Source organism: Methyloceanibacter sp. wino2, assembly GCF_003071365.1.
Taxonomy (GTDB): Bacteria; Pseudomonadota; Alphaproteobacteria; order Rhizobiales; family Methyloligellaceae; genus Methyloceanibacter.
This window is the reverse complement of record NZ_CP028960.1, coordinates 2,712,508-2,731,806: the sequence shown is the minus strand read 5'-3', so window position 1 is coordinate 2,731,806 and position 19,299 is coordinate 2,712,508. Positions and strand designations below refer to the sequence as shown.

The window sequence follows — 19,299 nt, the reverse complement described above, 5'->3', positions numbered from 1 at the left end:
TATGCCAAAATGAGAGCTATTCGAACAGCATCGCGATTAGGAGCTTGGAGATGTCGTATAAGAAGTTTGCCAAAAGACCTACAAAGACTGAGAAAAATACTTTCTTTGTGAAGGCAACGTTGTTGCAGCGTAACGAAGAACTCGAAGGCAACCAACGCTGCAACAACGTTGCCTCGTAACACATTTCGCAATACTATTCAATACTCTCTGGTTCTTTCCTAACAATGGGCATTCCTGCTCCCACAACGTAGTTGACCGTCAGCACCGAGGCCGCCGCAGGGCGCGCCTCGTCGGAGGCGAGATAGAGCGTCGCCCCGACCTATACAGCCGACATGCCCAAGATGAATTTCGTAGCCAAGCTCGCGCTCGCGAGCGTTCCCGCGGCGATGTCTTCGGGACGTCCGAGCCGCTAGAAGGGCAGCCAGCGAAGCTGGCAAAAGTCCTACGGAACATGGCCATGCGCAGGCGTGCGCCGCCATGCCAAGCTCCGCACGCGCCAGCGAACCAGGCGCGGAAAGAGAGTGCATCCCGAATGGCTTCCCGAAGAACGCTGATCGTCGGCCTGGCAATTGCCGGCGCCGTCACCGCTGTTCTTGCGACTGCATACTGGGCGACTCAAGAAAGCCCGCCCCCGCCGGACCCGGAACATGTGGCGGCGCCGGCAGCGCCACCGCAGCTTCAATGTGTTTTCATCGGCTATACGGGCGCGCCGCGCGTGGCCTTCCTATTCGACATGAGCCGGGACGGAAACGAACCGCGGTTCGAGCAAACCTCTCTTACCGAGATCAGCGGCACGGGCCGCACGACCAAGAAGCCGCCCTTTCCGAAATGGCGCCTCGACACCGGCGTGGAGCCCGCGCGGCTGGAATCGGAGATCACCGTCATCGACAATACGGCAGCAGGCAAACACATCGAGCAGATCGCAATCGAGCTCTACAAATACAGCCCCGAGGGGAGCAACCCGGGCTTCATCGAAGCCGGCTTGAAGAACATCCACTATCAGAACCTGTCCGGCTCCTGTCAGCAGTCGCGTAGCCTACCGCTGACCGTTTCGAGCAATTAATGGAGTGAAATGCCCGGCGCCATGGCCACGTGCGGTTCGTCCCTCATCGCTCGTCTCCTCTAGATGCGAACCGTTGGCGGCTTGGGCGGGAGCGGGTTTGACCCGGCTAGCCCCGTGCGTTAGCGAAGGCGCCAGCGCCGCCGCAAACCCGATTCAGCCGACATGCCCAAGATGAAATTCGTAGCCAAGCTCGCCCTCGCGAGCATCGCCGTTGGGCTTCTCGTCCTCGGGTTGAAATGGGCTGCCTACCTTGTGACCGGCAGCATCGCGCTTTACTCCGACGCGCTCGAAAGCGTGATCAATGTCGCCACGGCGATCGCGGCGTTCCTCGCCGTCCGCCTCAGCGCCGTGCCGCCGGATGCGAACCACCCTTACGGCCACCAAAAGGTCGAGTATCTGTCCGCCGTCGTCGAGGGCGTCCTGATCGTGGTCGCCGCGCTGGCCATCCTCCGGAAAGCCTATTTCGGCCTGATGGACCCGCATCCATTCTCGGCCCCGCTGCCGGGCCTTGCCCTGAACGTCTTCGCAAGCGTCATCAATGCCGCCTGGTGCTTCGTGCTCATGCGCTACGGGCGCCGGCATCGCTCGCCCGCGCTCGTGGCCGACGCCAAGCACCTGCTCTCCGACGTGATCACGTCGGTCGGCGTCGTGGCCGGCGTCATTCTCGTGGTGCTGACCGGCTGGACCCCGCTCGATTCGATCGTCGCCGCCCTCGTCGCCCTCAACATCCTGTGGTGGGGCTGGTCGCTCATGCGCGAGTCCGTGGGCGGCTTGATGGATGAAGCGGTCTCGAACGAGATCCTGTCCGATATTCGCCTCGTGATCTCGCGCGAAGCCGAAGGCGCGATCGAAGCCCACGATCTGCGGACGCGCACCGCGGGCCCCACGGTGTTCATCGACTTCCACCTTGTCGTTCCCGGCTCGATGAGCGTCGAGGAGTCTCACGACATCTGCGACCGCATCGAAGCCGCGCTCAAGGAAGAGATGAACCACGCGGTCATCACGATCCACGTCGAGCCGGAAGACAAAGCCAAAATGGGCTCAGGCGTGCCGGTCCTCTAGAAGAGGCCCCCCAGACAACGACAGCCGCCGCCCCTACTGCGCGGTCCAGCCGCCGTCGACGGTCAGCACCGAGCCGACCGCGAAGCGCGCCTCGTCGGAAGCAAGATAGAGCGTCGCCGCCGCGATCTCCTCGGGCTTGCCCAGCCGCTTGATGGGCAGCCAGCCTTCGGCGTCCTTCCGACTCACTTTGTGATCGTCGATCCAGCGCAAAAACATGTCGTTCGGTATGTCGAAGGCGCAGGTCGCAATCGCGTTGATCGAGATGTTCTCGGCCGCCACTTGCAGCGCGGCGGATTTGGTCAGCCCGATGATGCCGCCCTTGGTCGCCGCATACAGGCCGTTGTCGGGGACGCCGGTCATGCTGCTGGTCACCGAGGCCTGGTTGACGATGGCCCCGCCGCCGTTCTTGCGCATCTGCGCGACCTCGTGCTTCAGGCAGTAATAGGTGCCCTTCAGATTGGTGTCGATCACCGTGCCGAAATCCTCCGACGGCAGATCGAGTGTCGGGCCGGAGATCTCCTTCGACGCATTGTTGATGGCGATGTCGAGCCGGCCGAAGCTCGTGACGGTCTCGGCCACGAAACGCGCCACATCGGCTTCGCTCGAAATGTCGGCGTGGCTGTAGAAGCCGTCGGCACCGATCGTCTTGACCGAGGCCAGCGTCTCCTCGCCGCCGGAATCGTTGATGTCGCACAAAGCGAGCTTCGCGCCACGCTCGGCGAAGGCCTCCGCCAGCACGCGACCGAAGCCTTGCGCCGCACCGGTGATCAAGACGACCTTGTCTTTGAAATCGAACATATCGTGTTGCGCCCTCTCCTTGTGCGGCGGTCGCATAGCGATAGCACAACTCTAGCGCGCTTTGGCGTTAGGATCCGCGCAAGCGCTTTGCCCCACGCCGCAAGGCCCGGGCGAAGGCGGGCAGATTGTCGGGCGCCCTAAACTGCGGACGCGCATCACGTGGGACAGCCGCTTGCCGTTTCACGGCGCTCACGCGCGCGTCCGGCAGCATGGGAAACGTCACCACGGAGATTTCCCACAGATCGATCTTGTCGAGACGGCGCACGCCGCTCGCCGGGTCCGTGCGCCCCTGCACGGTGCGGAAGCCTATGGAAAGCCCGTCGAGCGCGCCGGCCCGCATCAAGGACAGCACCTCGCGGGCGCGCGTCACCTCGGGCACCAAGCGGCCCTTGGCGAACAGACCGCGCGCATCCTCGGCCAGCTCCAGCCACACGCCGATGGGCTCGTTGGGATCGTGCTGAAACAGCAGCTTGACCCCACGGGCGCCGCGCGTGGCGAGGCTCTCCCGGAACGCGCGCGGCATGACGAGATCCTGGCCGAGATCCACCTGGCCGAACACGCTCGCATAGCCGGAGAACGTGCCGTCCGCTTCGACGGTCTGCAGGTTGACGGGCGCGAACTTGACCTCGCGCTCCGGCGCGAGCTCGCCAAAGCGTTGCAGCATCGTGATGGTCTTTCCCGTTGGGCACGGCCGCCCAAAGGGTTAGCCCGAAAAGGGAAACCTGAGGGGGACACGTGTGCTGGCGTCAGACGCCCTTCATCGCCACGCCCACGGTCAGCATGCCCCAACCGAGGATGGCTGCCCAAAACGCGAAATGCGAAATGGACGCGAAGCCACCGTCGATCACGCCGAGCACGCCGAGCAGATACAGCACAAGCGCGACGACCACGCAGACGATGGATAGATAGAAGACGTTCTTGGTCGGTGGTGTCAGACGAATTGCCATAGCCCCTCTCCTTGCCGATTCTCTTCAGGTCCCGGCGGAAGGCTAGCATGGGGCACGGCAACCGCCCAGCTTAGGGCGGCGGCGCGCCGGACAACGTATCGCCACCTTCGATGGCGCCATAGCCGACGGCCGCGCGCTTTTCGTTGACGGTCAAAAAGTCTGAGGCTTGCACGCGCGCCCACAGGGCCTCGCGTTCCGTGGAGAGCGCCTCCACCGCGTCGAGATCTGGCTTCAGTTCCAGCGCCGGCGCGTCCGGTCCAGCTGCAAGGTCGAAGCCCGGCGCGAGCCAGGCCGACAGGGCCTTCGCCGTCCGGGCCACCAGCGGCAGCACGGTCTGGCGCCAGAAGGAGCGGTTGGCCTCCGCATAGTTCGCATAGGTGTTATCGCCGGGAATGCCGAGCAGCATGGGCGGCACACCCAGTGCCAGGGCCACCTCCCGCGCGGCCACGTGCTTCGCCGAGATGAAATCCATGTCACGGGGACTGAGCCCCATGGCCTTCCAGTCAAGCCCGCCTTCCAGCAGTAACGGCCGGCCGGCATTGGCCGCGCCGGCGAAACCGTCCTCGAGTTCGGTCTTCAGCCGCTCGTATTGCTCCGGTGAAAGCTGCCCGTCTTTGGCGGTATAGACCAGCGCGCCCGAGGGGCAGGCGGAGTTGTCGAGCAGCGCCTTGTTCCAGACGCCGGCGGCGTTGTGCAGATCGAGACCGACAGCGGCAGGTTCCAGCGGGCTCATGCCGTAATGGTCGTTGAGCGGATGGAACAGCGCCATGTGCAGGATGGGCCGAACGCGCGAACCATCCTGGTCGAAACGCATGGTCTGCCCCGAGACGGCGTATTCATACGCCTCGGGCCAGCCGTTCGGACCCGGCACCACCTTCATGCGGTCGGGGCGGAGCGCGTGCAGCTCGCGCACGGTACCGTCCACCGCCACGGCCTCCAGATATGCGTTCCCCGCCACGATCAGATGGCCGAAGAAGGACTCGAGCAGATCGGGCCCGCACTCCATCGGGTTTGGCCGCTGCAGAAGCGCCAGCAGCGGATGCTCGTCGATCTCCTTCGCCCCGTCGAAAAGGTAGAGCGGCACGGAGGCCGCAGCCTCGGCGATCATGCGCACGGAGCGATAGACGATCGGGTTCTTCGTGAAGCCTTCGCGCGCCAGGCTCGCATAGTCGCGCGGGGTCCACACGGGATGCCCGCCCGTGGCCCAGGCGATCAGCTTCGCCGTCTGGCTCGCCTTGGCTTCGAGGCCGAACAATCGCCTCAACTGAGCCCGTAAACCCGTTGTCATGAATCACCTTTCACGAGTCGCAGAAGAGTCATAGGAACCGCGCTCAAGCAGGCCACCGCCCTCAAGTAGGCCGAAGGCCGGTAGGGCAAACAAGACGGCCGGTAGCGCAAACTAGAGAGTGCGAACGCGAGGCTCAGCGCTGCCGCGCAAACACAGATCCGTCAGGGCCCAGACCAGCGCGTCGACCCGGTCGGGACTTTCCCCGCCGGACAAGCCATCGAGGCCGAAGTCACACATCTCGTCTTCGAGCGCGGGCAGCGCGCCGACATGAGACACGCATGCGCGCTCGTAAAGAGCGGCCACAGGCTCGGCGCGCAGTACCTTGCCGCGCATGGCGCGCACGCTCCGCACCGGTACGGCCGGGTCCACCTGCCGCAACACAGTCTCGACCAGTTCGCCGCCCTGATTCACCTCGGCAACGATGCGGTCCGCCTCGAAGCGGCGGAAGGCGGCGATGACAGCGCGCGCCCAGTCGAGAGGCCGCACGCCCTGCACGGTCGCGTCCGCCAGCACATAAGCGCGTCCGTCTTCTCCGAGACCGGCGACGACGATCCCGCACGCATCGGCGCGCGGGCCGGAACTGGCCGGTGGATCAACCGCCACGACGACACGGGATAGCGGCGGCGGCGTGCCAACACGGTGCCGCTCGATGATCTCACGCGGCCACAGCGCGTCCGGCCGGTCTTCCAGCAGTTCCGCCTCGAGCTCTTGCCGCCCAAGCCGCGTGCCGCGATAGCGTCCGACAATGGTCTCCAAAAACGATGGCGCCAGGTTCGCGGCGTTGGCCGCGGTCGCGACGCGCGTGACGATCGCGCGCGCGTCCACGAGCAGCGCCTTGATCAACGGGATCGGCCGCGGCGTGGTGGTCACCAGCTGCCGGGGGGCCTCCCCCAGACGCAAACCGAACTGCAGCATGTCCCAGGTCTCTTGCGGCCGCCGCCACTTGGCGAGCTCGTCGCACCAGGCCGCGCTGAATTGCGGCCCGCGCAAACTCTCCGGGTCCTCCGCCGAGAAGAGCTGCGCCACGGCGCCACTCTCCCAGCGCACTTGCCGCTTGGACGGTTCGAACACGGGCCGGGCGCCCGGCGGATGCACCGCCAGCAGACCCGAGACGCCTTCGACCATCACGGCGCGGGCATCCGACAACGTTTCCCCGACGAGGGCGATGCGTGCATCGGATGCGCGGCGGGCTTGAGCGCGCACCCATTCGGCGCCCGCCCGAGTCTTGCCGGCCCCGCGCCCGCCCAGCATCAGCCAGGTGGTCCAAGACGATCCGCCCTCTGTCACTCCGTCATCGGAGGACACAGGCGGCAGCTGATCGTCCCGCGCCCAGACCTCGAAATCGTAGTGCAGCGCCGTTAGCTCATCCGGCGAAAGCCTTGAAAGGAATCGCTCAATCGTCTCCGGGCTGGATGCGCGCAAGGCGGCCCGCAAGGTCGCGGCGGAGTCTGTCCGCATCGGCACCGTCCTGTGTCTTCTTCCGGTCTTTGCCGCCGCGCGCGCCCTTGTCTTGCGCTGCTTTGGCCTCGTCCATCTCGACGAGCTTCGCGTAGAGCCGCGCCAGCGAATTGAGGTTACGCGCCTCGCGCTCCGCTTCGGCGGCGCTTTGGGGGCGCCCGTCGTTCTCGGCCATGCGCGTCTCGATCTCGCTCATCTTCGCATCCAGCAGATTGTAGAGCCGCTTTACGATCCGCCCACGGCGCTTCTCGGTGGGTGTGGGCGGCAAACCATTTCCAAGCGGCCGCCGACGCGTTGGCAGACGTACGAGCGGGGCCACGCGTTCCCAGCCCCGATCGTCCCGGCGCTTGGCGATATTGGCCGGCGTCGTCCCGTGTTTATCGGCGATCCGGCGCAGCGCCATCCCGCTGTGAAGAAAGTCGTGGTGCACCGCCTCCCAGTCGATGGTCGACGCGACGCGGTCGCCACGGAACGTGGGCGGGCTCACGCCGCTCCCATCAGCGCGCGCGGTCTCGCCGCGCTCGTCCGTGTCGGGCAGCGTCATGGGCACCTTGTCGATTGTGTTGAGGTGTGGAGACCGAGCGCCTCCTAGTGCGTCATGCCCGCGAAGGCGGGCATCCATCTGGACTCTCGGTGTCTCGGAGCCCTCAGCAACTTACCGTCAAGCCAAGTTTTTTACTTTATGACTTTTGCAGCTTCCCAAGTCAGTTTGCCAGCCTCAATTGCAGCGCGCATTCGTTCGCGTGTCTTTTCAACTGCCAACTCTAAGGCCCTATTGGCTGTTTTCGGCGCTTTTTCTTGTCTGGCCTCTCTTTCGAGCTGGCTTTCCTTTTCGAGGATTCCGACCATTGGCTTTTCTCCCTTGGCTTCGCATCCGTTCTGCCAGGCGCTCTCCATATCTCGGGTTAAACTCGGCTTCAAAATAATGCTTTCTTTTTATCCAAATAAAACCTTCCGATCGAGAAATAACTGCAACGTCAATTGGCTCACGAACTGTTTCCATCCCGCGTGATACACGCCTCTTTATGGACGTTAATTCCACTAATGCCTCAGCCATCCTCGCAACCTCAGGCTTTGGCATAAACTCTACGATGTCCTCGATTGCCTGCTTTGATTTATCTCTAATAGCCTTAAAGGCATCGGCCTTCAGGCCAGACACGAACTCGTCTTCCGCCCCTTTCACACTAGACGCAAACTGCTCCGCGCCATCGTCCGTAGCAAACTCCAGGTTAGGTCGAATAGTGTCTCCAATTGTTGAGATCGTTCTGCGCGCAAAACTAGTGATCTCGTCCACTATTTCATCGTCAAGACCGTACAAAAACCGATCGACCATTTCCTTTTGAGCAAATGGAATAACAGATGCTCGTTCGCCATCCCTATCAATGTCGCATCTATGGATGCTCTTTTTTTTGATGCGTCCGAGGGCAACTCCATCAACCTCGTAAGCAACTAATGTAGGAAATACGTCTTTGGTTCCAAAACCTGAGACCACTATGCCAGTGAGAGAACTAGATAGATAATCCGATAGAAGAACCTCCCTAAAAAGTCCAAGTATCTTATCTTTTTGCGCAGGCTTTAGGTTGCCAAAGTATTCATTAATGCCCGTAAGAACCTGTTTCTTGTGTTCATTTGTAAAATTGGGAGCGCCGTTGCCTACAAACTCTCCAGGTTGTGAGTTCTGCACGGCCGTTTCAAATGTGCGGACAACATCATCGAACGCTCGGTCCAAAATCTCGTCTGGCTCGACTTCTTTTTCCTCCAACAAATAACGTCGTATGGCCTCCTTGAACCGTTCGTCCATACGTTCGAGTAACGGGTCTATCACGCGCCTAAGGCTTGTTTCCTGAACGCGCGAGCTTGAAGTTCGGCCTAGTTCGTCCAGATATTGAAGGAACAAATCGGCTGCCTGCTCAACGTGGTCTACAGCAGTGCATTTATCTCGGAAGTCTTTTATAATTATTGGCAGCGGTATTTCGGCGAACTGTAGGTCGTTGTAGATCATGACACCAATTGGGTTTGCGCACGACAACTCGAATAGTTTATCGCCCGAATCGAAGATCTTCTCTTCTGTCTGACCAGCCGATATCGTGATCGCACTATCTGTGGCAAGCGCGACTGCGGTCTTGTTGAGGATTGCAATCTCAGCGGTCATACTTGGACCACCTCGCGGCACCGCCTCGCCTTAAGCTCTCTACCCTGTTCGAGTGTGAAGCAGCAAGCACGTGCTATGCCGCCCTTCTGCACATGCTCGCCTGAAAGCGTAGCCGCGTCGACGGCCTCAGCAAGCTCGCCGATCGCTATCTTCAGGACGGTGACACCAGCGCCAATGGTGCCGGCTGGTCTCTTCTCGCGTCTGGGCTCCTTTGGCATTCGATTCGCTCCTGCTTGCCGCTGAGCATACAGGAGACACGCCAAGCGTGTGCTGAAAAAGCGAACACGTGAGGATTAGCAAGCTGAGAGAGCCGCCAGATGTAGTTTCACTGCCCAAAGGGCCCCAAGGGTCGAGCGCGGGTACTAGAACAACAATGCGTCGCCGCGCTTGATTAGCCCTTCGATCAGCAAAGCGGTTGGGGCAAACCAAATGGCAGGTAGCACGAACAAACATGCGCTCAAGCAGGCCGCTAGGCCGATAGCGCAAATAAGAAAGCCCTCAAGCAGCCGCTAGGCGATAGGCCAACAAGAACTCTCCCCCTGAAACCAACAACGCCGCCCCATTTCTGGAAGCGGCGTTCTAAACGCGATCAGCGACTCGGAACTAGGAGGGAACGTCCCCCTCAAGGGGCCGTGCCCCTCGCCCAACTGTCGCGTTGTAGAGAAAACCTAGCCCATGAGCGTTACGCTGTCAAGGACTATTTTCCTATATTTTCGTCTTTGGGCTCAACTTTCCGACTCTGTGCGGGGCGGGCGCCTTACTCCGCCTTGGACTTGCAGGGAATGCCGTCGGCGAAGCACTTCGAATACAGCCCCTGGACGGCGCAGCTGAGATTGGAGTCCTTGGCGAGATCGAAATCCAACTCCGTGTCCGGGAAAACCTTCGCGGCCTTCTCCATCCAATTCTCGATGGCCACGGTCTCGGCCTCATCGCGGTCGGCCGTGAAGCCCGGACCGCTGCCGCTGAGCATCTCGGTGCCGCATTCGAGGTCGGCAAACTCATCGGCTCCCGCTCCGGCCTCCGGCTTCGGCACGGACAGATCGAACGCATCGTCTTGGGCGAACGCCAAGCTGCCCAGCGTCATCAGCCCTATCGCGGCGATCGCCCCAATCGTCTTCACGGCAAAGCTCTGCATGGCCGGCACACTCCCTCCCGGTGACCCATTGTTCTTTTGGATGTCTCTTCTGCGCAGGACTGTCTCGTTTTGGATGGTTCGTTGTCCCTCAGATGGAGGAGGCTTGCGTCGGATAGAAGAGACCTGCAGTCGGTGACGCCATTCTTTCCGGCCTTTCCGGGAGATTCAAGGTCGCCCGCACCCAGGCGCGCCAGCGCCCGGCAATGCCCGGGTCTCGCCCGCGCGCCTCACACAACTGTGATGGGCGAAGCCGGCAGCCGCCCGAGCCTGAGGCATTGGGACGCGCATATGTCCTTGATAACGCCTTTCTTTGCCGCAAATGTTGTTGGATAGGGTGGCGCTCGGGGGACTCGCCTGACACTAGATTGCTGTGGGCTCACGCCAAGAGGGCGGCTCTCCAGCCGCACCGGCATTAAGGCTGCGGGCTTTGAGAGACTTGCCGCCGGCGGGGTCGTTCAGGCAACGTGGCCGGCAGGTTCGTGGTTGCGTTAGGCGTGCGGCGTGTCCCGTGCGGAACGCCGAAGAGGGAATGTAGGATCGTGACGAGGCTTTGCGGGGCATTGTTGGTCACTGCCGTCGTGGCGCTGGCGCTTGGCGCCTGCAGCCGCAAGGGCCCGGCCCCCGACGTATCCTTTCTGCCGACCGCCGCCGTCGAGGCCGAGGACAAGAAGGCGGCCTTCGAGGCGGCCAAAGCCGTCTGCCTCGAGCAGGCGCAGCGCAAAGGGATATCCTCGGTAACCCGTATTCTTCTGTTCAAGGGCAAGGTCTCCGAATCCGACTACGTGGATTGCATGGAGGCAAAGGGCTTCGCGGAGCTCGAATAGGCTTGGGCAAGCCCTGAGGCGCCGGCGCCAGGCCCAGAGCAAGCCGCGCCGGATTTTCTGCCGTACACCCCGGCAAACCTCTATAAATGGCCGTATTCGGTGTATACTCAAGAATTCGGGTCGTCTCCCTTGGGGCGGCCAGCTTTTGTGTGGGCAGATCGCACTCTCTCAAGAGGTCCAAAGTCGTTGCGGGATATCCAGGGCAATAATCGCGGCAAGCTGATTGATTGGCTGAAGATCGATTCGTGGATCGATTCGGGCCTTTATTCCGCGCTGACCGGCTTCCGCGATTGGTGGGGCGCCTACTCGTCCTTTTTCGGCCGCTTCGAGATCAAGGGGTTCTGGCGGGCCTGCAACGAGTTGGTTTGCGACGGCCTCACGCTGAGCGTGGCCGGCCTGCTCGTGGTCCTTGCCTTTGCGCTGCCCTCGTTCGAAATCGCCCAGGGCAAGATCAACCTGTCGGACGAGTTCAGCGTCACCTTCCTCGACCGCTACGGCAACGAGATCGGCAAGCGCGGCCTCCTGCGCGACGACTCCGTGCCGCTCGAGGAAATCCCCGATCACATGATCAAGGCGACCCTCGCCACCGAGGACCGGCGCTTCTTCGATCATTTCGGCATCGACATCATGGGCACCTCACGTGCCCTGATCCAAAACGCCCGCGCCGACACGGTCGTCCAGGGTGGTAGTTCGCTCACCCAGCAGCTCGCCAAGAACATGTTCCTGTCGCCTGAGCGCGCCATCACGAGAAAGATCAAAGAGGCGTTCATCGCCATCTACCTCGAGAACCACTACACCAAGCCGGAACTGCTCAAGCTCTATTTCGACCGCGCCTATCTCGGCGGCGGTTCCTATGGCGTCGAGGCTGCGGCGCAGTACTACTTCAACAAGTCCATCCGCGACGTCACCTTGGCGGAGTCGGCCATGCTCGCGGGCATGTTCAAGGCGCCTACCCGCTATGCGCCCCATGTCAATCTCGCCGCCTCGCGCGCGCGCGCCAACGAAGTGCTGAGCAACATGGTCGAAGCCGGCTATCTCAGCGAGGGGCAGGTCTATGGCGCCCGGCTGAACCCGGCACGCATCGTCGAGCGCGGCGACTCGAACACGCCGGACTACTTCCTCGACTGGGCCTTCGAGGAGGTCCAGCGGATCATGGGCGGACGCCCTAACCGCATCGTCGTGGCACGTACGACGGTTGACCTGGGACTTCAGAAAACGGCCGAGACAGCCGTCGAAGACACGATCTCGAAATTCGGCCGCTCCCGGAACTTCAACGCCGGCGCCCTCGTCTCCATGGAGACCAACGGCGCCGTGCGCGCCATGGTCGGCGGCAAGGACTATGGCGTCAGCCAGTTCAACCGCGCGGCGCATGCCTATCGGCAGCCGGGTTCCTCATTCAAACCTTACGTCTACTTGAGCGCGATCGAGCATCTCGGCTACACGCCCAACAGAAGGGTGGTCGACGGCTATGTGAGCTGCGGCCGCTGGTCGCCGAAGAACTATTCCGGCGGTTACCGTGGCGCCATGACCTTGCGGACGGCGCTCGCGAAGTCGATCAATACGGTGGCCGTGAAGCTCTCGCTGGAAGTGGACCGCCAGACAGTGCTCGATGATCTCGCCAAGATGGGCGTCAAGCATTTGAAGAAGACCTGCTCGATGGCGCTCGGCGACAACGGCATGACGCCGCTTGAGCATGTGGGCGCCTGGGGTGTCTTCGCATCCGGCGGGCTGTCCATTCGCCCGTACGGCATCGAAGAAATCAGCACCATCGGCGGTCAGCTTCTTTACAACCACGACCGGGACGATCCAAAGCCGACCCAGATCTTCAAGCCTGAGGCTGTCGCAACGCTCAACAACATGCTGCAGACGGTCGTCGATGCGGGAACCGGCCGCCGCGCACGGCTCGACTACACCAATGCCGCCGGCAAGACCGGAACGAGCTCCAACTATCGCGATGCGTGGTTCATGGGTTTCACCGGCAAGTACGTCACCGGCGTTTGGTACGGCAACGACAACTTCTCGCCCATGGGCCGCGTGACAGGCGGCAGCTTCCCTGCCCAGACCTGGAAGACGTTCATGGACGCCGCCTATGATGGCGACAACATCCCCACGGCCCCGGGCGTCACGCCGCATCCGCGGCAGATCGCCGAGCGACAGCGGATTGCCGCGGTCATGTCGCAAAACACCTCCGCCGACCTGCCGGTGCCGCCGCCGGTCGACACGTCCAAGGACATGTCGAAAGCGACACGCCAGGTTCTTGGCAATATCGCGACGCTTCTGCAAAAGGCTCCTGCCGTGTCGCCGAACGGTGCCGATCGTCAAAGCCGGGCGACCCAGCCCGTCGGCAACAAGCCAAAATCGAACGTAGCGTCGGCCGAGGGTACAGGCGTCCCGCAGGCGGTCTCTAATCGTAATGCGGAGCGGGCGGCGCGCACAGCCAGCACCGACCGTCAGTAAGTCGCCCGCGTTGCGCCTAGATCGAAAGACGATGCTCGCGTGACAGCACTCCCCGACATGCCGCTCTCCGGAGCGCCGACGCATAACAGCCTTTGGCGCGACGAAGGCGGCACGTCCATGCGTGCGCTGGGCTACTTCATCGGCGCCTTTGCCGTCGCCCTGCTCTTAGGCATCGGATCGGCCTGGTACATGATCGAGCGTGGCTCCATGCTCACCACCACGCGCGTAGGACCGTGGACGAGTTGGCTCAGCGAAGGAAATCCCAACGCGGATCCGTACACGCGGGCCCATCTCGCCAGAAGCGGCCGCCTGCCACTGACGTCGACGGCGGCCCGGTATTTCGTGGCCCGCACGGACTCCGGTGGCAGCCACCTAAGTCCCCAATGCGAGTACCGCATCTCGGGCGGTCCCTTGAATGCCCGCTGGTGGTCGCTTGCGCTTTACGACTCGCAAGGGTCCATCATCCCCAATCCGTCCAACCGCTACAGCTTCAACAGTGAAGAAGCGATCCGCCGATCGGACGGGAGCTACGAAATTTATCTTTCGAAGAGCGCCCGCCCCGGCAACTGGCTGCCGAGCGGGACCGATCCGTACAGAGACCTCAAACTCCTGCTGCGCGTCTACGGCCCCCGCGAAACGGACGCCAACGGCATCGGGCAGATCCCCGATGAGAGCCTTCCAACGATCGAGCGTGTGCGATGCGAGTAAGATTGCCGGGACTGTATATCGCCTTGGCCGTCGTGCTCGCCGGCCTCATTCACGTGGTCGCCGTACTGACGTTGCCCGTACTTGCGCCGCGCGACGCCCATGCCCGGCTTGCCGCTCTCGGTCCCACCAACACCATCATTCAGCTTCCGCCGCTGAAGCCCGGACAACAGGTCATGCCGAACATGGCGCCGGACGTGCGCTACGCCATGTGCCTCTTCGATCTTTCCGACGGGCCCGTGCACCTGCGCGCGAACATTCCCGACGAGCTCTGGCTCATCGCCTTCTACACGCCGATCGGCGAGAATTTCTATACGGTGGTTGGTGCCGACATGAAGCGCGGCAATGTGGACCTCGTCGTCACGACCGGTGATCAATCCGTCGCGGACGCGACGGGCGATTCCCCGGAGGCCCTCGAGAACCTGTTGGTGGTCAATTCACCGGCGAACAAGGGCATTGCCTTGATCCGCGCACCGTTGGCCGGTCCAAGCCGCAGCTTCGAAGCCCAGCGCGCCCTTGAGGCTGCCTATTGCGGACAGCAGAGGGCCACGGCGGCACCCCCCGCAGCGGCAACGCCCCTACCCGCACCGGCGCCTTCAGGCCTGTGACTTTGTCCGGGCCTGCGCCGAATGCTCTACAGCGGCGGTAGACAGTGTCTGGTCGTGAGCACCATGGCGCTCGATACGCACACCCGGAAAGATGATGATCTCACCGAGCGCCCCGTCGGCCGGCGCTTCCTTTCGGGCGCCGTCGTGCTCCGTCACGCGGAATTCCAATATGGTCGCCATCTTAAGGTCTCCACGGCTTGCCTCACGCGATGCGCAAACAAAACCCGCGCGCAACGCGCCTTTCCCGGATTAGGACCCCGTTAAGGTTAACGAACCCCTAATGGATCTTTGACACTTAGGCTGCGATCAGGGCATCGCCGAGGAAGTGCCGCCCCTCTTTGTCCTCGACCGCGATCACCCAGAGGTCGGGGTCGAACTCCTGCTGTCGCTCAAGATAGGCGGCGACGGTGGGCGCATCCGCGGCGTCGCCTCCGAGACACGCCACCCAGAAGCGCTCGGCCTCCGTCGCGGACAGTCCGGCCGGCGCCGGCCCGTAAAGATTGAGCGTACCGTCCAGCCTGTCGACTTCAATGAAGATGGCGCCGGCTTCCTCGTGGCCACGTTTGACCACGACCGCCGGAACATTCTCGACGGCGCATCGGCGCAAGTAGGCGCTGACCCAGATCCCGCTCTTCAAACGCATGAGACGGCCTTCTTCATCGGGTCGAGGATACGGTGATCGGGCTAACGGTTGCTAGCCGCCGTTCTGGTGAGGTCGCGTCCCGTCACGCGCTGAAGCTCGGCGAGAAGTTCCGGCGTGATCGAGCCGGTGACGGCCATATTGCGGTCCTGCTGAAACGCACTGACGGCATCGGCAGTATTTTCGCCCCATTGGCCGTCAATGATCCCCGGTGCGTAACCGAGTTCGGCAAGCACTTGCTGCACGCGCAAGACGGTGCTGTCGTCGGCCGATTGCGCGGCAATGCTGTCGGCCGGCGGTACCGAGCCGGTCGCATCGGAGTTGGCGATCGTATCGCCGAGGAGAATCTGGCGCAGGACGTCGTCGCTCGGCAGGCCGGTGATGGCGAGCCCTTCGCGCATCTGAAACGCGGAAATGGCTTTGCGGGTCTTGTCCGACAATTGACCGTCGACGGTGCCCACGTCGTAGCCGCGCAACGAAAGCTCCCGCTGGATAGCCCGCACGACCAGCAGCGATTCCCCATCTCCGGGCGGCTGCGCCGGCAGGTCGGTCACGACCGGTGCCACGCCCCCACCGGAGTCCGGCGTCTTCTCGTACGTGCTGGCTGAGCTGTCGGCACTCACATTCGGGCTCGGTGGCTCGACGCCGATCACACGGGTGGTGCCGGAGCCCGCTGATCTCGCATCGGCCATGCCGTGCGGCGCGTGCTCCTGCAGGTAGAGAGCGTTGTAAATGATGGTCGCGGTCATGCCCAAAAAGGCCAAAAACAGAAGCCGCGCTGTGACTACGCCCATTATTCCCACAAATCGATTGTTGAGGTCTCGCCCACTCAAATCGAGAAGGACATCACGCCCCTCCCCTAACGCATCTTGGCGGCGGAAGCTAAAGAGTTACTAAACGCCGATCCGCGCTTAGGCAGCTGCCACCGATGCCCCGTGCTCTTCGTTGGCCGGGGGTTCTGCCTCAACTTCGAGGGGCAGAACGATACGCACGGTCGTGCCCTGGCCCAGCGTACTTTCGAGGTCCAGCGATCCCCCATGCAGCTGCGCGAGCCCCCGCACGACGGACAGGCCAAGGCCCGCGCCCTCGTAGCTGCGGTCATAAGAACTCGCGGCCTGCACGAATGGGTTGCCAAGGCGCGGCAGATCCTTCTCGGCGATGCCGATGCCGTTGTCGGACACGGCAAACACCATGTTCCCGTCCTCGACGGAGGCGGCAACTCTGACCCAACCGCCTTTCTCGGTGAACTTGACGGCATTCGAGATCACGTTGAGCAGCATTTGCTTGCAGGCGCGCTTGTCCGCTGCAAGTTCCGGCAAGCCGTCCGCGACCTGGGTCGTAAGCGTCAGCCCCTTGGTCTCGGCGGTATGACGCAGAACGTCGCAGCACGACTTCACCAAGTCGCCCACGCAGAAGGGCTCCCGCACGATGGAGAACTTGCCCGCTTCGATCTTCGACATGTCGAGGATGCCGTTGACCACACCCAGCAGGTGCTCACCGCTTTCATGGATCAGGCGCGCGTAATCGCGATAGCGCTTCTCACCCAGCTTGCCGAACAGCTCCCGCTCCAAAATCTCGGAGAAACCGATGATGGCGTTGAGCGGCGTCCGCAGCTCATGGCTCATGCTGGCGAGGAACTGGCTCTTCGCACGGCTCGCGCCTTCGGCCTCGCCGCGCGCCCGCAGGAGATTCGCCTCGTATTCCTTGTGTTGCGAGATGTCGCGCGTGATGGCAACGACAGCGGACTGGTCGAAGCCGTCGGTCTGGGGCATCGGCCGGCAGCGCATCTCAACCCAGGCGTAATAGGCATTGTCGCTCGAGCCGCCCCGGCGCAGGCGGAATTCGACCGATATCGGTTCATTGTTCGCACGGCACCGGTTGAGCGCCGAGAGAAAGGCCGGGCGATCGCCGACATGGACATGTTCGAAGAGGCCGTCGCCGAGCACGGCCGGCGCCGTGGCCCCGAGCAGCTGCCGCGCGGCTTGCGACGCGAACACCACACGTCCGCGGTGGTCATGCAGCGTGATCATGTCGTTCACGTTCTCGGCGAGCAGACGATAGCGCTCCTCGCTGGCTTCGATGGCGTATTCGGATTGCCGGTGAACGAGTTGAAGCGTCACGACCAGACCGGCCGCATAGGCCATCGCGCTCAAGGCGCCGATAAAGGCAAAGGCCGCTGGCGGGATCGGCAGGGTGAACGGCGTCGGGTCGATACCTCCGGCACCCAGCATCGCGAGCGCGACAAGTCCCGTGCCGGCGGCGCCGACGGCCCACGCAACGCTGCGCCTGTCAGTGCTGAGACCCGCCTCGAGCGGTACGGCGACGAGCCACGGCAACAGCGCCGAGGCGAGACCGCCGGTCAACCAGGCGCAATAGGTGACGAGACCGGCAAAATTGACCGCGGAGATCCGATGGGCCACGGCAAACCGGCCAGCCCGCGACAGATAGATCGCAATCGCGATCGGCGACATCAGCCAGAGAAAGGCGAAGGCGCTCAACAAAGAGGGCTTGCCCCCGACAACCAGATAGATGGGGAACACGCATAGCGCCAAGGCGCCGCCCAGGAGCCGCGAGGCAATAAAGGTCTGGTGCCGCGCCAAGGTCAGCGCGTCGCCGCGCGCCGACTCGTGGACAAGCGACCGGAAATAGGCTGACAGGCCGCGGATACTCTCTCGACTCAACACTCGCAACTCGGAGCGGCACGGGACCGCTGCGTCCTAGAATCCTCAGTTAGCGGTCCATTATTCCCGAGGCTCACTTAAAGAAAGCATAAGGCCGCGACACTTACCGCCGCCCCGATGGGACTTCGCTCCGTGTGGTGCGCCAAACTTCCAGCCGATTCCATTAAAACTTTAGTCAAGTTTCTTTCAAATGCATTTACAGAGATAAACAGTGTGTTTATTCGGCGCGCCGGGAAAAACCGTTAGAGGAGGTTGAGAGTTCGAGTAAAAATTTACAGGGTTTCGGGAAAGGACGTTATTTTCTTGAGCGTATAGTTCCCTCATCTGCGAAAAATCGCGGAGCACAGAGCGGCGAAAAAAACGGGGCCGCCATCGACAGAGAGGGCAGACAAATGATGTTCCTGATTAGATCGGCCTTTTGGCTGGTGGTGCTCATCCTCCTGATTCCGACGGACGGGGAGCAACAGAAGAAGATTTACGGCATGGCGCAGACGGCTGTGGCCGACATTCGCAGTTTCTGCGTGCGCAACCCCGAAACCTGCGATTCGGGCCAGTTCGCGATCAATGTGCTCGTGCAGAAGGCGCAGTATGGCGCCCACATGGTTCAGAGCCTCGTCAACGATCAGACGGGCACCTTCGCCCCGGCACGATATCCGGGTAACAGCCAACAGGCCGCTGCCAATCGGCCGTCGGCGCACCAAGCACCCGTCGACAACTCGGTGATGCCGGTACCGTCGGCCGTGCCGATCGAGCCGACGCCCTGGATCGACAGCGGCTCGCAGAACACGCTGAGCCCGGACGACCTCAAGACGGAGTGGAGCGGCCCGAACGTCTAACCGTCGGCTGCTTGCAGCGACGCAGGTTATCCGAACGCACTGAAGTTTCCCCGGCAGCCCCCCGCCTGCCACCAGACGCGCAAGCGGCCGGTCTCTCCCCTCGGGACCGTCCCTTGCGCGTTCCTTTGCCGCTCCCGGCCCTAAGCTCTCGCAGCCGGCAGCGAGCGGGCCTATAATCGGGCAATGGATACCGCAACAACCACAGACCGCCCCTCGTTCGAGGAGATCCTCGCCGACTTCGAACTGCTCGATGACTGGGAGGACCGCTACCGCTACGTCATCGAACTCGGCAAGAAACTGGACCCGCTGCCCGACGAGCTCCGCAACGCCGACACCAAGGTTCAAGGCTGCGTCAGCCAGGTCTGGCTTTCCACGACGGTCCATCCCGACGGCGTCCCGCGCCTCACTTTCGTCGGCGACAGCGATGCGCACATCGTCCGCGGGCTCGTCGCGATCCTGTTCGCCATCTATTCCGGTAAGACCGCCAGCGAGATTCTCGACATCGACGCCGCCAAGACCTTGGGCGAGCTGCACCTCAACGAGCACCTCACGCCGCAACGGTCCAACGGGCTGATGGCGATGGTGACGCGCATTCGCACCGACGCGGAGAAGGCGCGCACCGGCGCGGCCTAGGTCGCCCCTCAA

General features: G+C 62.6%; 21 protein-coding genes. 8 read left to right on the top strand and 13 right to left on the bottom strand.

The genetic code is table 11. The annotated features are described in order from the left end of the window. The first annotated feature begins 532 nt into the window (after positions 1 to 532). On the top strand, positions 533 to 1,063 hold the full coding sequence (locus DCY11_RS12935; RefSeq protein WP_108683228.1) for a hypothetical protein: 531 nt from the start codon (positions 533 to 535) through the stop codon (positions 1,061 to 1,063). Between the two features lie 171 nt (positions 1,064 to 1,234). Then, on the top strand, positions 1,235 to 2,125 hold the full coding sequence (locus tag DCY11_RS12930) for a cation diffusion facilitator family transporter (RefSeq protein ID WP_108683840.1): 891 nt from the start codon (positions 1,235 to 1,237) through the stop codon (positions 2,123 to 2,125). A gap of 33 nt (positions 2,126 to 2,158) precedes the next feature. Here DCY11_RS12930 and DCY11_RS12925 read toward each other — a convergent pair whose 3' ends face one another. The 9 genes from DCY11_RS12925 to DCY11_RS12885 form a co-directional block, all read right to left on the bottom strand. Continuing rightward, positions 2,159 to 2,923 (bottom strand): SDR family NAD(P)-dependent oxidoreductase, encoded by a 765-nt coding sequence (locus DCY11_RS12925; RefSeq protein ID WP_108683227.1) that lies wholly within the window; start codon positions 2,921 to 2,923, stop codon positions 2,159 to 2,161. Positions 2,924 to 2,990: 67 nt separating this feature from the next. Beyond that, positions 2,991 to 3,587, bottom strand: a complete 597-nt coding sequence (locus DCY11_RS12920) for an HK97 family phage prohead protease (protein WP_108683226.1) — start codon at positions 3,585 to 3,587, stop codon at positions 2,991 to 2,993. Between the two features lie 82 nt (positions 3,588 to 3,669). Further along, complete coding sequence (locus DCY11_RS12915) at positions 3,670 to 3,870, bottom strand: hypothetical protein (protein WP_108683225.1); 201 nt, start codon at positions 3,868 to 3,870, stop codon at positions 3,670 to 3,672. Positions 3,871 to 3,940: 70 nt separating this feature from the next. After that, on the bottom strand, positions 3,941 to 5,158 hold the full coding sequence (locus DCY11_RS12910; protein ID WP_108683224.1) for a phage portal protein: 1,218 nt from the start codon (positions 5,156 to 5,158) through the stop codon (positions 3,941 to 3,943). Positions 5,159 to 5,269: 111 nt separating this feature from the next. Beyond that, on the bottom strand, positions 5,270 to 6,616 hold the full coding sequence (locus DCY11_RS12905; RefSeq protein ID WP_108683223.1) for a DNA-packaging protein: 1,347 nt from the start codon (positions 6,614 to 6,616) through the stop codon (positions 5,270 to 5,272). Further along, positions 6,552 to 7,160, bottom strand: coding sequence for a hypothetical protein (locus tag DCY11_RS12900; protein ID WP_108683222.1), 609 nt, complete (start codon positions 7,158 to 7,160; stop codon positions 6,552 to 6,554). The genes DCY11_RS12905 and DCY11_RS12900 overlap by 65 nt, the downstream gene beginning before the upstream one ends. Positions 7,161 to 7,388: 228 nt before the next feature. After that, positions 7,389 to 8,768, bottom strand: coding sequence for a hypothetical protein (locus DCY11_RS12895; RefSeq protein ID WP_108683221.1), 1,380 nt, complete (start codon positions 8,766 to 8,768; stop codon positions 7,389 to 7,391). After that, positions 8,765 to 8,986: an RNA-binding protein gene (locus tag DCY11_RS12890; protein WP_108683220.1), complete on the bottom strand. Its 222-nt coding sequence runs from the start codon at positions 8,984 to 8,986 to the stop codon at positions 8,765 to 8,767. The genes DCY11_RS12895 and DCY11_RS12890 overlap by 4 nt, the downstream gene beginning before the upstream one ends. Before the next feature lie 539 nt (positions 8,987 to 9,525). Continuing rightward, positions 9,526 to 9,903 carry a hypothetical protein gene (locus DCY11_RS12885; protein ID WP_108683219.1) on the bottom strand — a complete coding sequence of 126 codons (378 nt, stop codon included), beginning with the start codon at positions 9,901 to 9,903 and terminating at the stop codon, positions 9,526 to 9,528. 539 nt (positions 9,904 to 10,442) lie between these two features. Between DCY11_RS12885 and DCY11_RS12880 the strand changes: the two genes are divergently transcribed. From DCY11_RS12880 to DCY11_RS12865, 4 genes are all read left to right on the top strand, one after another. Then, complete coding sequence (locus DCY11_RS12880; RefSeq protein ID WP_159080008.1) at positions 10,443 to 10,727, top strand: hypothetical protein; 285 nt, start codon at positions 10,443 to 10,445, stop codon at positions 10,725 to 10,727. A 186-nt stretch (positions 10,728 to 10,913) separates the two neighbouring features. Then, a complete protein-coding gene (locus tag DCY11_RS12875; protein ID WP_245409371.1) occupies positions 10,914 to 13,184 on the top strand; it encodes a transglycosylase domain-containing protein in 2,271 nt (756 codons plus the stop codon). A gap of 39 nt (positions 13,185 to 13,223) precedes the next feature. Next, positions 13,224 to 13,892, top strand: a complete 669-nt coding sequence (locus DCY11_RS12870; RefSeq protein WP_159080007.1) for a DUF1214 domain-containing protein — start codon at positions 13,224 to 13,226, stop codon at positions 13,890 to 13,892. Next, the gene (locus tag DCY11_RS12865; protein ID WP_108683216.1) at positions 13,883 to 14,497 is read left to right on the top strand and encodes a DUF1254 domain-containing protein; all 615 of its coding nucleotides are present in this window, start codon (positions 13,883 to 13,885) and stop codon (positions 14,495 to 14,497) included. Before DCY11_RS12870 ends, DCY11_RS12865 begins: the two co-directional genes overlap by 10 nt. On the opposite strand, the gene DCY11_RS12860 is transcribed toward DCY11_RS12865, so the two are convergent. From DCY11_RS12860 to DCY11_RS12845, 4 genes are all read right to left on the bottom strand, one after another. Beyond that, positions 14,486 to 14,677: a hypothetical protein gene (locus DCY11_RS12860; RefSeq protein WP_108683215.1), complete on the bottom strand. Its 192-nt coding sequence runs from the start codon at positions 14,675 to 14,677 to the stop codon at positions 14,486 to 14,488. The two genes, DCY11_RS12865 and DCY11_RS12860, sit on opposite strands and share 12 nt — an antisense overlap. A 115-nt stretch (positions 14,678 to 14,792) precedes the next feature. Then, a complete protein-coding gene (locus tag DCY11_RS12855) occupies positions 14,793 to 15,140 on the bottom strand; it encodes a DUF1491 family protein (protein WP_108683214.1) in 348 nt (115 codons plus the stop codon). 41 nt (positions 15,141 to 15,181) lie between these two features. After that, on the bottom strand, positions 15,182 to 15,931 hold the full coding sequence (locus DCY11_RS12850) for a peptidoglycan-binding domain-containing protein (RefSeq protein WP_108683213.1): 750 nt from the start codon (positions 15,929 to 15,931) through the stop codon (positions 15,182 to 15,184). A gap of 117 nt (positions 15,932 to 16,048) precedes the next feature. Beyond that, a complete protein-coding gene (locus tag DCY11_RS12845) occupies positions 16,049 to 17,818 on the bottom strand; it encodes a PAS domain-containing sensor histidine kinase (RefSeq protein ID WP_159080005.1) in 1,770 nt (589 codons plus the stop codon). A 392-nt stretch (positions 17,819 to 18,210) separates the two neighbouring features. Here DCY11_RS12845 and DCY11_RS12840 point away from each other — a divergent pair, with 392 nt between their 5' ends. Both DCY11_RS12840 and DCY11_RS12835 read left to right on the top strand, forming a co-directional pair. Beyond that, on the top strand, positions 18,211 to 18,654 hold the full coding sequence (locus DCY11_RS12840; protein ID WP_108683211.1) for a DUF5330 domain-containing protein: 444 nt from the start codon (positions 18,211 to 18,213) through the stop codon (positions 18,652 to 18,654). Between the two features lie 183 nt (positions 18,655 to 18,837). Beyond that, positions 18,838 to 19,287: a SufE family protein gene (locus tag DCY11_RS12835; RefSeq protein WP_108683210.1), complete on the top strand. Its 450-nt coding sequence runs from the start codon at positions 18,838 to 18,840 to the stop codon at positions 19,285 to 19,287. The last annotated feature ends 12 nt before the right edge of the window (positions 19,288 to 19,299 follow it).

What these genes read in the sequence shown, in the direction of transcription:
- DCY11_RS12935 (WP_108683228.1), top strand. Translation starts at nt 533, where the DNA reads ATGGCTTCCCGAAGAACGCTGATCGTCGGCCTGGCAATTGCCGGCGCC.
- DCY11_RS12930 (WP_108683840.1), top strand. Translation starts at nt 1,235, where the DNA reads ATGAAATTCGTAGCCAAGCTCGCCCTCGCGAGCATCGCCGTTGGGCTT.
- DCY11_RS12925 (WP_108683227.1), bottom strand. Translation starts at nt 2,923, where the DNA reads ATGTTCGATTTCAAAGACAAGGTCGTCTTGATCACCGGTGCGGCGCAA.
- DCY11_RS12920 (WP_108683226.1), bottom strand. Translation starts at nt 3,587, where the DNA reads ATGCTGCAACGCTTTGGCGAGCTCGCGCCGGAGCGCGAGGTCAAGTTC.
- DCY11_RS12915 (WP_108683225.1), bottom strand. Translation starts at nt 3,870, where the DNA reads ATGGCAATTCGTCTGACACCACCGACCAAGAACGTCTTCTATCTATCC.
- DCY11_RS12910 (WP_108683224.1), bottom strand. Translation starts at nt 5,158, where the DNA reads ATGACAACGGGTTTACGGGCTCAGTTGAGGCGATTGTTCGGCCTCGAA.
- DCY11_RS12905 (WP_108683223.1), bottom strand. Translation starts at nt 6,616, where the DNA reads ATGCGGACAGACTCCGCCGCGACCTTGCGGGCCGCCTTGCGCGCATCC.
- DCY11_RS12900 (WP_108683222.1), bottom strand. Translation starts at nt 7,160, where the DNA reads ATGACGCTGCCCGACACGGACGAGCGCGGCGAGACCGCGCGCGCTGAT.
- DCY11_RS12895 (WP_108683221.1), bottom strand. Translation starts at nt 8,768, where the DNA reads ATGACCGCTGAGATTGCAATCCTCAACAAGACCGCAGTCGCGCTTGCC.
- DCY11_RS12890 (WP_108683220.1), bottom strand. Translation starts at nt 8,986, where the DNA reads ATGCCAAAGGAGCCCAGACGCGAGAAGAGACCAGCCGGCACCATTGGC.
- DCY11_RS12885 (WP_108683219.1), bottom strand. Translation starts at nt 9,903, where the DNA reads ATGCAGAGCTTTGCCGTGAAGACGATTGGGGCGATCGCCGCGATAGGG.
- DCY11_RS12865 (WP_108683216.1), top strand. Translation starts at nt 13,883, where the DNA reads ATGCGAGTAAGATTGCCGGGACTGTATATCGCCTTGGCCGTCGTGCTC.
- DCY11_RS12860 (WP_108683215.1), bottom strand. Translation starts at nt 14,677, where the DNA reads ATGGCGACCATATTGGAATTCCGCGTGACGGAGCACGACGGCGCCCGA.
- DCY11_RS12855 (WP_108683214.1), bottom strand. Translation starts at nt 15,140, where the DNA reads ATGCGTTTGAAGAGCGGGATCTGGGTCAGCGCCTACTTGCGCCGATGC.
- DCY11_RS12850 (WP_108683213.1), bottom strand. Translation starts at nt 15,931, where the DNA reads ATGGGCGTAGTCACAGCGCGGCTTCTGTTTTTGGCCTTTTTGGGCATG.
- DCY11_RS12840 (WP_108683211.1), top strand. Translation starts at nt 18,211, where the DNA reads ATGATGTTCCTGATTAGATCGGCCTTTTGGCTGGTGGTGCTCATCCTC.
- DCY11_RS12835 (WP_108683210.1), top strand. Translation starts at nt 18,838, where the DNA reads ATGGATACCGCAACAACCACAGACCGCCCCTCGTTCGAGGAGATCCTC.